This window comes from Nocardioides alkalitolerans DSM 16699 (assembly GCF_000426525.1).
Classification (GTDB): Bacteria; Actinomycetota; Actinomycetes; order Propionibacteriales; family Nocardioidaceae; genus Nocardioides; species Nocardioides alkalitolerans.
Window position 1 is genome coordinate 1075101 of sequence record NZ_AUFN01000010.1, and the last position, 12988, is coordinate 1088088.

Below are 12988 nucleotides of genomic sequence, written 5' to 3' on the forward strand. Positions count from 1 at the left end.
CGGCGAGCGCACCGTCGGGGAGGGTCAGGCCGAGCCCGCCGAGCGCTGCAGGAGCGCCGCCACGCGGGCGGCGGCGTGCACGCGCATGTAGGTCGGGTCGGGGTTGCGGCCGTACTCCACCGTGAGGGCGACGCCCGGGAAGCGGCTGTTGAACCAGCCCGTCATCGTGCCGTAGCAGACGCCGCCGCAGGTGAAGCGCTTCTCGGGGAGCGCCAGGAGCTCGGCGGTCTTGCGCGCGAAGCTGGGGAACTTGGTGTCGACGTCGACGCCGTTGAGCGGCTGGTGGAAGCTCAGCACCACGTCGGGCGCGACCCGGGTGAGGAACTTGATCATCGCCTGCGTCTCGGGCTCCGAGTTGGCGCGCGGGCCGGAGTAGTAGTTGCCCGTCAGCGGGCGCCAGTTGTTGTCGAAGTTGCGGTTGAGGTCGACCCCGCGGGCGTTCTGCCGGTCGCGGGCGATGAGACCGTCGGGGTTGTAGCCCTGGATCACCCAGAGGTTCACCTCGCTGAACCGGCCCCGCGACGCCAGGTCGATGACGCCCTGCGCGAGGGGCGTCGTACCCGCCTCGTTGCCGTGCATGCCGGAGACGACGACGGCCGTGAAGGCGGCGTTCGGGTTGCCCATGTGGTAGCCGACCATCTCGCGGCCGCGGACGGTGCGGCCGAACGACCAGCGACCGATGATGCCGGTGGCGGCGGCCGACGACGCCGGGGCGGTGGTGACCGCGGGGGCCGCGGGCGCCGGGGTGACGAGACGCGGACCCGCGCTCGACGCCGGCACCCCGACGAGGGCGGTGAGGCAGAGACCGCTGACCAGGGCCAGCGACGTCGTGAGCAGTCGGACCCGAGAAGTGCTGCGACGAGGCTTCATCGCCGCATCGTGCCACGCGCGGGGCCCCACCGGGAGGGGTCTCGACTCCCCCGTGACCGGTCTGGACGGGTCGGTGGTTCAGACCGCGTTCGTCAGGTAGCCCCAGGTGAACGCGACGGCCGAGGCGGCCAGGCCGAGGTGGCCGAGCAGGGAGAGCCCGAGGCCGACGAACCAGCCGGCGTCGCGGTCGTCGGAGTGGCGGCCGCGCGAGGGCAGCCAGCGGCCCAGGAGCAGCAGGCCGAACCAGGAGGTCGTCCACCAGAGGCCGAGCCCGGCGAGACCGAGCAGGGAGTGCCACACGGCGCCGTCGTAGGGCAGGAGCAGGAAGACGGTCCAGAGCACCGCGGCGGCCAGGCCCGCCCACGTGTGCACGCCGAGCACCAGGCTGGAGACGCCGTGGCCGTGCCGGTCGCCCCCGGCGCGGAGGCGCCGTCGGGTCACGACCACGACCAGCGTGGCGAACGCGGTGAGGACGTAGACCGTCAACGACAGGGGCACGACGGGAAAGTGTGCCTCAGGACCGGTGGGCGTCGCCATCAGGGCCGTCGCCGGCCTCCGCGGGGGCGTCGTCCCGGTCGGGGGCGGGGTCGGGGTCGGGCACGGCCTCGGTGGTCGGTCGGTAGAGGTCGACGTCGCGCTCGCGCACGAGGCGCTCGACGAGCGCGTCGACCTCGGACATCCGGTAGCCGCGCAGCACGACCGGGAACCGGAGGCGGCGCAGGTCGTCGGCCGTCACGGGGCCGGCCGCCGGCACGGTGGTGTCGGGCCGGTCGACGTACTCGTCGCGCAGCGGGTCGCCGTGACCGGCGGCGACCGCGGCGACGCCGGCCATCGCGGCGACGGCCAGGAGGGCGAAGACCCACATCATGGGAGCGCCTCCGCCTAGTCCGGGTAGGAGCCCGACGGGCGGGCGCCGGTACCGTCGGCCAGCTGGTCGACCACGAGGCGCACGGCCTCCTCGGGGTCGTCGGTGAGCTGGATCTGGTCGAGGTCGGAGGCGCGGATCTTGCCGTCGGCGAGCACGACGTCGCGCATCCAGTCCAGCAGCCCCTGCCAGTACGCCGTACCGAGCAGCACGACCGGGAACGACGTGACCTTCTGCGTCTGGACCAGGGTGAGCGCCTCGAACAGCTCGTCGAGGGTGCCGACGCCGCCCGGCAGCACGACGAAGCCGCTCGCGTACTTCACGAACATCGTCTTGCGGGCGAAGAAGTAGCGGAAGTTGATGCCCTTGTCGACCCAGGCGTTGAGACCCGACTCGAAGGGCAGCTCGATGCCGAGGCCGACGCTCACGCCGCCGGCCTCCGAGGCGCCCTTATTGGCCGCCTCCATGGCACCCGGTCCACCGCCGGTGATGACGGCGAAGCCCGCCTCGGCGAGCAGGCGCCCGACCTGCTCGGCCTGGGCGTAGTTGGGGTGGTCGACGGGCGTGCGGGCCGAGCCGAAGACGCCGATGGCCGGGCCCAGCTCGGCGAGGGCGCCGAAGCCCTCGACGAACTCGGCCTGGATGCGCATGACGCGCCACGGGTCGGTGTGCACCCAGTCGGCGTCGCCGGCGGAGTCGAGGAGGCGCTGGTCGGTGGTGGTGAGGTCGACCTGGCCGCGGCGCAGCAGCATCGGGCCGCGGCGCTTCGTGCGGTCGCGCAGCGGCACCGTCTCGGTGCGCACCCGCTCGGGGCCGGTGGGCATGGGCGTGCGCCCGTCCCGACCGTTGCGGCCCTCGCGGCCGGTGGTGTCGCTCATGCGCGTCCCTCCTCGGTCGGTGCGCCGAGCCAGGCCCGCAGCTGCTGCTCGCAGCGCACGATGTCGGCGGCCGGCACGAACTCCTCCTGCTTGTGGGCGAGCATCGGGTCCCCGGGGCCGAAGTTCACGGCCGGCACGCCGAGCGCGGTGAAGCGGGCGACGTCGGTCCAGCCGAACTTCGGCGCCACCTGCCCGCCGACGGCCTCGACGAACGCGGCGGCCGCCGGCACGGCGAGACCCGGCAGCGCGCCCGGCGAGGTGTCGGTCAGGCGCACGTCGTACCCCGCGAAGAACTCGCGGCAGAACGCCTCGGCCTCGGCCTCGGAGCGGTCGGGCGCGAAGCGGAAGTTGACCTCGACGACGCACTCGTCGGGCAGCACGTTGCCGGCGACGCCGCCGCGGATGAAGACCGCGTTGAGGCCCTCGTGGTACTCCAGCCCGTCGATCACGGGGCGCCGGGCCTCGTAGGTGTTCAGGCGGGCGAGCACCTCGGCGGCCCCGTGGATCGCGTTGACGCCGCGCCACGCCCGGGCGGAGTGGGCCCGCTCCCCCGTCGTGCGCACCTCGACGCGCAGCGTGCCCTGGCAGCCGGCCTCGACGGCCGCGTTCGACGGCTCCATGAGGATCGCGAAGTCCGCCTCCATCAGCGCCGGGTCGGACTCGGCGAGCAGGCGCAGGCCGTTGAACTCGGCGTCGATCTCCTCGGCCTCGTAGAGGATGTAGGTGACGTCGCGGTTCGGCTCCGTCACCTCGGCGGCGAGCTTGAGGATGACCGCGTCGCCGCCCTTCATGTCGCACGTGCCGAGCCCGTGGAGCAGCTCGCCCTCGGGCGTCTGCTCGCGCCGGTGGGGCAGGTTCGCGTTGAGCGGCACCGTGTCGAGGTGACCGGCGATGACGACGCGCTCGGCGTGACCGAGGTCGGTGCGCGCCACGACGGTGTTGCCGCGGCGCACGACCTGCAGGTGGGGGTACGGCGAGAGCACCGCCTCGACGGCGTCGGCGATCGACGTCTCGTCCCGGCTGACCGACTCGATGTCGACGAGCTGGGCGGTCAGGGTGACGACGTCGGCGGAGAGGTCGAGGAGGGGCTGGTCGGGCATGGCCACCATCCAACCAGCCTCCCCCCGGCCGCCGGGCGAGCCGGGCGGGATCGCCCGGGCGTCGCCGGGGCCCGTCAGTCGCCCTCGGTGCGGGCGAGCTCGGACTTCCAGACCCGGAAGCCCTCCTCGGTGCGGCCGCGGCGCCAGTAGCCGGACACCGAGAAGTCGGCCTTCGCGACGCCCCGGGCCTTGAGCACCGGCCGGATGTGGTGCATGACCGCCTCGGCCTCGCCGTGCACGAACACCTGCACGCGACCCTCGGGCCACGCGGACTCGGCGAGCGCGAGCACGGCGGTCGTCATCGGCGAGCCGGCGCCGACCAGCTCGGCGGGGGCCTCGTGCGCCGTCGTACCGCGGTGGAGCCAGCGCAGCTCGACGCCGGCCGGCACCGGGAGGTCGACCTCGTCGCCGGGACCGGCGACCTCGAGGAGGACGTGGCCGCGGGCGTCCGGGCCCAGGGCCTCGACGGCGGCGGCGACCGCGGGCAGGGCCGACTCGTCGCCCACGAGGAGGTGCGCGTCGGCGGCCGGGTCGGGCGCGTAGGCGCCGCCGGGGCCGAGCACGTGGATCGCGGTGCCGGGCTCGACGGTCGCGGCCCACGGTCCGGCGACGCCCTCGTCGCCGTGCACCACGAAGTCGATCGCCAGCGTGCCGGCGGCCACGTCGAGGTCGCGCACGGTGTAGGTGCGCACGACCGGGATCTGCTCGGGCGGGAAGGTCGCCCGGATCTCCTGGAGGTCGAACGGCTCGGGGTAGACCACGCCGGGCTGCTCGAAGACGAGCTTGACGTAGCGGTCGGTCTCGACGCTGTCGGCGAACGAGGCGAGGTCGCCCGAGAAGCGGACGCGGACGAGGTGCTCGGTCAGCGGCGCCGAGCCGGTGACGGTGAGGCGGGTGGCGGCGGGCAGGGTGACTCCTCGGTCGGTGGACGCGCGCCGACGTACGGGAGCGCGAGTTAGGTCAGCCTAACTCCGAGGGGCAAGGGTGGGTGTTGAGGTCCACCCGCCCCCGTGTAACGCGGTGTCCGAGCTACTGCACACGTGTTCTGACCCGTGTGCAGTCACCCGGACACCGCGTTGCACGAGGCGGCGAGGCGGCCGGACCGCCGACCCTCAGGCCTTCACGAGCGCGATGCGCACCGTGTCGCCGTCGCCGACGGGTGCCTCGGCCGTGAAGGCGTGGGCCGGGACGACGTGGGTGCCCACGGCGTACGCCGTCGCGAGGGTCTCCCCCGCCACGATCGCCTCGTGGGTGCGCAGCGCGGACGTGACCGTCTCGGAGCCCTCGAGCGCGAGACGGATGCGGTCGGAGACGTCGAGGCCGGCGTCCTTGCGGGCCTGCTGCACCGCGCGGACGACGTCGCGCGCCAGGCCCTCGGCCGCCAGCTCGGGCGTGACGGTCGTGTCGAGCACGACGAACCCGCCGCCCGGCAGCACGCCGATGGCCTCGCCCTCGCCGCCCTGCGCGACGGTCTCGAGCGTGTACTCGCCTTCGACCAGCGCGAGGCCGCCCGCCGTCACGGTGCCGTCCTCGGCCACCGACCAGTCGCCCGACTTCGAGCCCTTGATCGCGAGCTGGACGTCCTTGCCGAGCCGCGGGCCCGCGGCGCGCGCGTTGACCGCGAGCCGCTGGCTGACGCCGTACGACGCCGCCTCGGCGGCCGACGCGTCGAGGAGCCGCACGTCCTTGAGGTTGAGCTCGTCGGCGACGAGCGCGGCGAAGCCGGGGAGCACGTCGACCAGGGCGGCCGGGTCCTCCGTGACGACCGTGAGGCGCGCCAGCGGGAGCCGGTTGCGCAGCTTGGCGGCCTTGCGCAGCGCGGAGCCGGCCGAGCAGACGTCGCGCACGAGGTCCATGGCGGCGACGAGGGCGTCGTCCTCCGGCAGCTCGTCGAGCGTCGGCCAGTCGGTGAGGTGCACCGAGCGCCCACCGGTGAGCCCGCGCCACACCTCCTCGGTCGTGAGCGGCAGCAGCGGCGCCGTGACGCGGCAGACCGTCTCGAGCACCGTGTAGAGGGTGTCGAAGGCGCCCGTCGCGGTGGCCGCGTCGCTGCCCGTCGACCAGAACCGCTCGCGGCTACGCCGGATGTACCAGTTCGTCAGCACGTCGAGGAAGCCGCGCGTGGTCTCGCACGCGTCGGCGATCGCGAGGTCGTCGAGCTGGGTCGACATGGTCGCGACGTACTGGCGCAGCTTGGCCAGGACGTAGCGGTCGAGCGGGTCGGTCGCGTCGGTGCGGCGCACCGCGTCGTACGATTCCGCGTTGGCGTAGAGGCTGAAGAAGTACCAGCTGTTCCACAGCGGGATCATCACCTGGCGCACGCAGTCGCGGATGCCCTGCTCGGTGACGACGAGGTTGCCGCCGCGCAGGATCGGGCTGGCCATGAGGAACCAGCGCATCGCGTCGGCGCCGTCGCGGTCGAAGACCTCGGAGACGTCCGGGTAGTTGCGCAGCGACTTGCTCATCTTGTTGCCGTCGCTGCCCAGCACGATGCCGTGGCTGATGCAGGTGGAGAACGCGGGCTTGTCGAAGAGCGCCGTCGCGAGGATGTGCAGCGTGTAGAACCAGCCGCGGGTCTGGCCGATGTACTCCACGATGAAGTCGGCCGGGAAGTGCCCCTGGAGCGACGCGGTGCCGTCGAACCACTCGGCGTTCTCGAACGGGTAGTGCACCTGGGCGAAGCTCATCGAGCCCGAGTCGAACCACACGTCGAGCACGTCGGTCACGCGGCGCATGGTCGAGCGCTCGCCCTCGGGCCGCGGGTCGTCGGGGTTCGGGCGGGTCAGGTCGTCGACGAACGGGCGGTGCAGGTCGGGCTCGCCGGCCGCGTTGCGGGGCAGCCGACCGAAGTCGCGCTCGATCTCGGCGAACGAGCCGTAGACGTCGAGGCGCGGGTAGGCCTCGTCGTCGCTCTTCCACACCGGCACGGGCGAGCCCCAGAACCGGTTGCGGGTGATCGACCAGTCGCGGGCGTTCTCGAGCCAGCGGCCGAACTGGCCGTCCTGGATGTGGTCGGGCACCCAGCGGATCTGCTGGTTGAGCTCGAGCATCCGGTCCTTGATCTTCGTGACCTCGACGAACCAGCTGGAGACGCCCTTGTAGATGAGGGGCTCGCGGCAGCGCCAGCAGTGCGGGTAGGAGTGGTCGTAGGTCTCGCGGCGCAGCAGCACGGTGCCGAAGGTGACGGCGCCGAGGTCGGCGTCCTCGCGGCGCTGCACGTGGTCGAGGCTGTAGGTCGCGTGCTTGAGGTGCTCGATGATCAGCGGGTTCGCGTCGAAGACCTGCACCCCGACGTACTCGGTGACCGGCGCCGTGAAGCGGCCGTCCTTGCCGACGGGCATGACGGCCTCGATGCCCTCGCGGTCGGTCACCACCTTGTCGTCCTCACCGAAGGCGCCCGCGGTGTGCACGAGCCCCGTGCCGTCCGTGGTGGTGACGAACTCGGCCGTCACGACGCGGAAGGCGTTCTCGTGGCCAAGGTAGTAGGAGAACGGCGGCGTGTAGTGGCGCCCGGCGAGCTCGGCGCCGCTGTAGCGCGCGACGACCTGCTCCTCGACCGACTCGCTGTCCTCGTTCTTCAGCTCGCGGGCGTACGACGCCAGCCGCGCCGCCGCGATGACGTAGCGCTCCGTCGACCCGGTGAAGGCGGACTCGACCACGACGTACTCGATGTCCTCGCCGACCATGACGGCGAGGTTGGAGGGCAGGGTCCACGGCGTCGTCGTCCAGACGAGCGCGAGCGCGCCGGCGAGCAGGTCGTCGCCGCCCTCGGGGCCGTGGCCGGCCAGCCGCACGCCGACCGTGACCGCCGGGTCCTGGCGGTTCTGGTAGACGTCGTCGTCCATGCGCAGCTCGTGGTTCGACAGCGGCGTCTCGTCGTTCCAGCAGTACGGCAGCACGCGGAAGCCCTCGTAGACGAGGCCCTTGTCGTGCAGGGTCTTGAACGCCCAGATGACCGACTCCATGTAGTCGGGGTTGAGCGTGCGGTAGTCGTTCTCGAAGTCGACCCAGCGGGCCTGGCGGGTGACGTAGTCCTGCCACTCCCCCGTGTACTTCAGCACCGAGGCCCGGCAGGCGTCGTTGAACTTCTCGATGCCCAGCTCGAGGATCTCGTCGGTGGTCTTGATGCCGTTGAGGCGCATGGCCTCGAGCTCGGCGGGCAGGCCGTGGGTGTCCCAGCCGAAGCGGCGCTCGACGCGCTTGCCGCGCATCGTCTGGTAGCGCGGCACGATGTCCTTGACGTAGCCCGTCAGCAGGTGGCCGTAGTGCGGCAGCCCGTTCGCGAACGGCGGACCGTCGTAGAAGACGTACTCGTTGCTGCCGTCGGCGCCCGCGTCCCGGGCGTCCACCGAGGCCTGGAAGGTGTCGTCGCCCTCCCAGTAGGCGAGCACCTGCTTCTCGATCTCGGGGAAGCGCGGGGAGGTGGGGATGCGGTCGGACCCGCTCGTGGAGACCTTGGGGTAGGTCATCGGTGGCACTCTCCTGCGGTACGTCGGGCTCGGGCTCGGGGCCACGAGGACGACGCCCGTGCCGGATGACCGGCCGCGGGAACCGCGGTACCACCTCGCTTGCCGCTCCGGGATCGTGCTCCGGTGCGACCGCTTCGTCAGGGGCTGTGACGGGCCCATCCGTCCGGTTCTACTGAGCCCCGGCGCGGACGCCGGTGCCGTTCTTCCGGAGGCTCGCCGCTGATGACGGCTCAGACGCCTCTGCCGCGCAGCGTACGCCGGTCACGTGGCGGGCTGCCAATCGGATTCGGGGCCGAAGGGTGCGCGCCGGTTTCACCGGCTAGCCGGTGACACCAGCACCTGGCGCGTGAAGGTTCGTGCGCCGGGTGCCGGGTTCGTCACCTAGCCGGTGAAACCGGCAACCCCGTGGGCGTCGAGCGCCTCCGCGGTGAGCTGCTGGCCGAGCTCGATCATCGCGGCCGCGTGGTGGAAGTCGAGGGTGCGGCAGGCGTCGACGGGCACGTCGACGGTGACGTCGGCCGGGAACGCCGCCTGGCGGTAGCGCTGCACCAGCGCCTGCATCGCCTCGAAGGCCTGGCCGGTGACGTCGGTGAGGCGCAGGTCCTTCGGGAGCGGGTCGATGCCGGGCAGGCCGGGCTCGGCGACGGGCTCGGCCGGTCCGGCCACCTCGACCACCGCGGCGGTCTCGACCGAGCCCGGGGTCTCCGCCGCCTCGAGCAGGTCGTCGACGACGTGGCCGTCCCGGCCGGTGATGCTGGCGACCGTACGGCGGAAGCGGCCGCGCCACTCCTCCAGGCGCTGCGGCGCGGCGGACTCCTGGGTGGGGGTCACGCGCCCGGGCCGCGAGCGCTTGCCGAGCAGGGAGACCGCGACGGTGAGGTCGGCGGGCACCCCGGCGGTCGGGTCGACCGGCACCGGGTTGAGCAGTCCCCCGTCGACGAGCAGCCGCCCGTTGATCATCACCGGCGTGAAGAACCCCGGGATGGCGATCGACGCCCGGACCGCGGGCAGCAGCGGACCGCGCTGGAACCACACCTCCCGCCGCGAGCCGAGGTCGGTCGCGACCGCGGTGAACGGGATCGGGAGGTCCTCGATGAGCGCGTCGCCGAAGAGGTCGCCGATGGCGCCGAGGAGCCGGTCGGCCGCGACGGCCCCGGGGGCCGAGAGCTTGAAGTCCATGAGCCGCAGCACGTCGCGCTGCCGCAGGCCGGTGGCCCAGGCGGCGAAGTCGTCGTCCCGGCCGGCCGCGACGAGCCCGCCCACGACGGCGCCCATCGACGTGCCCGCGATGGTGACGATCTCGCAGCCCCGCGCCCGCAGCTCGCGGACCGCGCCGAGGTGGGCGTAGCCGCGGGCGCCCCCGGAGCCGAGGGCGAGGGCCACGCGGGTCGGTCGGGCGGGAGGGATCGGCTGGGAGGATCCGGACACGCGCCCGAGGCTAGGTCATGGCTGCGACCGCGCCCGCCCGCGGACCGCCCGTCAGGAGCACGGGCGTAGCCTCCCGCACCGTGCAGATCCGCGGCCTCCTCGCCGACACCCGACCGTTGGCCGTCCCGGCGTTCCGGCGCCTCTGGGTCGCCAACATCGTCACCGTCGTCGGCGCCCAGCTGACGGTCGTCGCGGTGCCCGCGCAGATCTACGCGATGACGGGCTCCTCGGCGTACGTCGGGCTGACGGGCGTCTTCGGGCTCGTCCCGCTGCTCGTCTTCGGCCTGTGGGGCGGCGCGCTCGCCGACCACCTCGACCGCCGCCTGCTGCTGGTCGTCACCACCACCGGCCTCATCGTCACCAGTGCGCTGTTCTGGGCGCAGGCGGCGGCGGGGCTCGACAACGTCTGGGTGCTGCTCAGCCTGTTCTCGGTGCAGCAGGCCTTCTTCGCGGTCAACCAGCCGACCCGCACGGCCATCCTGCCGATGCTGGTCGACACGTCCCTGCTGCCGGCGGCCGCCTCCCTCAACATGACCGTGATGCAGGCCGGGGCCATCGCCGGCCCGATGGCCGCGGGCGTGCTGATCCCGTTCGTCGGGTTCTCGTGGCTCTACCTCGCCGACACGGTCTGCCTGCTGGCCACCCTGTACGCCGTGCTGGCGCTGCCGCCGCTGCCGGTGGAGAACCGCATGATCGGCACGCCGGGGATCCGGTCGGTGGTGGAGGGCCTCGTCTACCTGCGCACGCAGCCCGTGCTGATGATGTCGTTCGTCGTCGACATCATCGCGATGCTCTTCGGCATGCCCCGGGCGCTGTTCCCCGAGATCGCGCACCTCGACTTCGGCGGGCCCGACGAGGGCGGCCTCGCGTTCGCGCTGCTCTTCGCGGCCATCCCGGTGGGGGCGGTGGTCGGCGGCGTGCTGTCGGGCTGGGTCTCCCGGGTCGAGCGGCAGGGCCGCGCCGTCATCGTCTGCATCGTGGTGTGGGGGCTCGCCATCACCGGGTTCGGCGTCTCGGCCGGGCTCGCCGGGGGCGACGCGATGCCGTGGCTCGTCGTGGCGGTGGTGCTCCTCGCGGTGGCGGGCGCCGCCGACATGGCGTCCTCGGCGTTCCGCCAGGCCATGCTGCTGGCGGCGGCCTCCGACGAGGTGCGCGGCCGGCTCCAGGGCGTGTTCACCGCGGTCGTGGCCGGCGGGCCGCGCATCGCCGACGTCGCCCACGGCGGCGCCGCCGCGCTCGTCGGGGCGTCCGCCGCGGCTGCCGGCGGCGGCCTGCTCAGCGTCGTGTTCGTGGTGCTCGCGGCGCTCGCCGTACCGGCGTTCGTGCGCTACCGCGTGAGCGTCACTCCCCGGCCGGGGCGCTGACGATCGGCTCCGGGCCGGTGCGGGTGTCGATCCAGAACGTGACGTCGTCCGGACGCGGCCACGCGACCGGAGACGCGTCGTCGAAGAAGTCGGCGAGGTCGTCGCCGTCGGGGTCGACCGGCTCGGAGATCACCATGCCGAGGCGTCCGCCCTCGACGTGCACGGAGGCGAGCATCGGCTCGCCCTGGGCGCTGGGGTAGCGCGCCCGGACCGGGAACACGCCCTGGGCCGGCACGGCCAGCGGGACGTCCTCGGGCACCTCGAAGGTGGCCGACGTGCCGGCCTCCGGGTCGTCCTCGCGGGGCAGGTCGGTGGTGGTGGCGCGCGCGAGCTGGGCCCGCAGCGCCAGGGCGCCGTAGTCCTCCGTGCGGGCCAGGATCGCGTCGACCAGGGCGCGCACGTCCTCGTCGACCGCGCGCTCCTCCCACACGGGGGCGTCGAACCCCTCGGCGCCGTCGTCGGGCCCGAGCCGGTCGGCGTACCGCCGCGCCACGAGCTCGGAGAGCGGACCGGCGAGCGTGCCGCCCACGGCGAGACCCGCCAGCACGAGGCGGGGACGGGCGACGCCGAGGCGCTCGAGGCCGGTGCGCAGGCCCGCGTCGGCCCGCTCGGCGAGCGGGGCGCCGGCGAGGGCGAGGCCCGCGGCGGCGATCGCGGCCGCCACCTCGGGCGGCAGCTGGTCGAGCTCGTCGTCGTCGCGCGCGACCGCCCAGGTGAGGGCGCCGGTGACCGCGGCGGTCGCCCCGCGGTAGAGGCCGCGGCGCCAGCCGGAGAGCTGCGCGGGGTCCACGAGCGTGAGCGCCCCGGCGGCCACGGCAGCGAGCCCGACGGGCAGCGCGGCCGCGAGCGGACCGCGGGCCGCCAGCGGGTCGGCGGTGGGCCAGAGGTCGGACCCGTCGAAGGGCACGTCGAAGGAGTGGTCGGCCGACCGGCGTCGGAACACGTCGCGCATGCCACGACGGTAGCGGGACGGGCCTCGGCGTGTCGGGCGGAGGTCCGTACCATCGGTCCACGTGACCGCGCAGACGAGCTCCCCCACCTCCACGCCCGCCGCACCGACCGCCGCCTGGGGCGTCGGGCTGGCCACGATCGCCGCCGACGGAACCGTGCTCGACGTCTGGTTCCCGGCCCCGGCCCTCGGCAGCCCCGACCACGGCGACGCGCCGTCGGAGGCCGCCGGCGCCGACCTCGACGCCCTGGCCGGCGTCGACGAGCTGCGGGGCGTCACCCGCGAGGTGCGCCGCGTGGAGATCGCCGACCTGCAGGCCGCGCCCACCTCGACCGAGGACGTCTGGCTGCGCCTCCACCTGCTCTCCACGCGCCTCGTCGCGCCGCACGCGATCTCGCTCGACGGCCAGTTCGGACTGCTCGCCAACGTCGTGTGGACCTCCGCGGGCCCCTGCGCCGTCGAGGGCTTCGAGATCGTCCGCGCCCGGCTGCGCGCCGCGGGCCTGCACGTGAGCGTCCACGGCGTCGACAAGTTCCCCCGCATGACGGACTACGTGGTGCCCACGGGCGTCCGCATCGCCGACGCCGACCGGGTGCGCCTCGGCGCCCACCTCGCCCCCGGCACCACCGTGATGCACGAGGGCTTCGTGAACTTCAACGCCGGCACGCTCGGCGCCTCGATGGTCGAGGGCCGCATCTCGGCCGGTGTCGTCGTGGGCGACGGCTCCGACGTGGGCGGCGGCGCCTCGATCATGGGCACGCTCTCCGGCGGCGGCAAGCAGGTCATCTCCATCGGCCGACGCTGCCTGCTGGGCGCGAACGCCGGCCTCGGCATCTCGCTCGGCGACGACTGCGTGGTCGAGGCCGGCTGCTACGTCACCGCCGGCACCAAGGTCACGATGGTCGAGCCCGGCGCGGAGAAGCGCGTGGTCAAGGCCGCCGAGCTCTCCGGCGCCTCGAACGTGCTGTTCCGCCGCAACTCCGTCACGGGCGCCGTCGAGGCCGTGGCCTGGAAGAGCGAGGGCGTCGCCCTCAACGCCGCACTCCATGCCAACGACTGACGCCC

Annotated in this window: 11 protein-coding genes; 2 read left to right on the top strand and 9 right to left on the bottom strand. The window is 73.7% G+C overall.

Features of this window, described 5'->3' with window-relative positions; translation table 11 throughout:
* Positions 1-24 precede the first annotated feature (24 nt).
* From K329_RS29375 to K329_RS24930, 8 genes are all read right to left on the bottom strand, one after another.
* Positions 25-870: a M14 family metallopeptidase gene (locus tag K329_RS29375; RefSeq protein ID WP_028472315.1), complete on the bottom strand. Its 846-nt coding sequence runs from the start codon at positions 868-870 to the stop codon at positions 25-27.
* A 78-nt stretch (positions 871-948) separates the two neighbouring features.
* On the bottom strand, positions 949-1368 hold the full coding sequence (locus tag K329_RS0105855) for a hypothetical protein (protein WP_028472316.1): 420 nt from the start codon (positions 1366-1368) through the stop codon (positions 949-951).
* A gap of 16 nt (positions 1369-1384) precedes the next feature.
* Complete coding sequence (locus K329_RS24920) at positions 1385-1738, bottom strand: DivIVA domain-containing protein (protein WP_052336398.1); 354 nt, start codon at positions 1736-1738, stop codon at positions 1385-1387.
* A gap of 14 nt (positions 1739-1752) precedes the next feature.
* On the bottom strand, positions 1753-2487 hold the full coding sequence (locus K329_RS0105865; RefSeq protein WP_245596460.1) for an LOG family protein: 735 nt from the start codon (positions 2485-2487) through the stop codon (positions 1753-1755).
* A 122-nt stretch (positions 2488-2609) separates the two neighbouring features.
* On the bottom strand, positions 2610-3722 hold the full coding sequence (gene dapE / locus K329_RS0105870; protein WP_028472318.1) for a succinyl-diaminopimelate desuccinylase: 1113 nt from the start codon (positions 3720-3722) through the stop codon (positions 2610-2612).
* Between the two features lie 65 nt (positions 3723-3787).
* Positions 3788-4621, bottom strand: a complete 834-nt coding sequence (locus tag K329_RS0105875; RefSeq protein ID WP_028472319.1) for a siderophore-interacting protein — start codon at positions 4619-4621, stop codon at positions 3788-3790.
* A 204-nt stretch (positions 4622-4825) separates the two neighbouring features.
* Positions 4826-8182, bottom strand: coding sequence for an isoleucine--tRNA ligase (gene ileS, locus K329_RS24925; protein ID WP_043642057.1), 3357 nt, complete (start codon positions 8180-8182; stop codon positions 4826-4828).
* Positions 8183-8563: 381 nt separating this feature from the next.
* The gene (locus K329_RS24930; RefSeq protein ID WP_245596445.1) at positions 8564-9610 is read right to left on the bottom strand and encodes a patatin-like phospholipase family protein; all 1047 of its coding nucleotides are present in this window, start codon (positions 9608-9610) and stop codon (positions 8564-8566) included.
* A 17-nt stretch (positions 9611-9627) separates the two neighbouring features.
* Here K329_RS24930 and K329_RS0105890 point away from each other — a divergent pair, with 17 nt between their 5' ends.
* The gene (locus K329_RS0105890) at positions 9628-10974 is read left to right on the top strand and encodes an MFS transporter (protein WP_084540999.1); all 1347 of its coding nucleotides are present in this window, start codon (positions 9628-9630) and stop codon (positions 10972-10974) included.
* Here the strand turns inward: K329_RS0105890 and K329_RS0105895 are convergent.
* Entirely contained in the window at positions 10952-11926 is a 975-nt protein-coding gene (locus K329_RS0105895; protein ID WP_028472321.1) for a hypothetical protein, read from the bottom strand. The genes K329_RS0105890 and K329_RS0105895 overlap by 23 nt on opposite strands.
* A 61-nt stretch (positions 11927-11987) precedes the next feature.
* Here K329_RS0105895 and dapD point away from each other — a divergent pair, with 61 nt between their 5' ends.
* The gene (gene dapD / locus K329_RS0105900; RefSeq protein WP_084541000.1) at positions 11988-12983 is read left to right on the top strand and encodes a 2,3,4,5-tetrahydropyridine-2,6-dicarboxylate N-succinyltransferase; all 996 of its coding nucleotides are present in this window, start codon (positions 11988-11990) and stop codon (positions 12981-12983) included.
* Positions 12984-12988 lie beyond the last annotated feature (5 nt).

Bases quoted from the DNA above. Each gene is read 5' to 3' on its own strand.
- K329_RS29375 (WP_028472315.1), bottom strand. From the start codon at position 870: ATGAAGCCTCGTCGCAGCACTTCTCGGGTCCGACTGCTCACGACGTCG.
- K329_RS24920 (WP_052336398.1), bottom strand. From the start codon at position 1,738: ATGATGTGGGTCTTCGCCCTCCTGGCCGTCGCCGCGATGGCCGGCGTC.
- K329_RS0105865 (WP_245596460.1), bottom strand. From the start codon at position 2,487: ATGCTGCTGCGCCGCGGCCAGGTCGACCTCACCACCACCGACCAGCGC.
- dapE (WP_028472318.1), bottom strand. From the start codon at position 3,722: ATGGTGGCCATGCCCGACCAGCCCCTCCTCGACCTCTCCGCCGACGTC.
- ileS (WP_043642057.1), bottom strand. From the start codon at position 8,182: ATGACCTACCCCAAGGTCTCCACGAGCGGGTCCGACCGCATCCCCACC.
- K329_RS0105890 (WP_084540999.1), top strand. From the start codon at position 9,628: ATGGCTGCGACCGCGCCCGCCCGCGGACCGCCCGTCAGGAGCACGGGC.
- K329_RS0105895 (WP_028472321.1), bottom strand. From the start codon at position 11,926: ATGCGCGACGTGTTCCGACGCCGGTCGGCCGACCACTCCTTCGACGTG.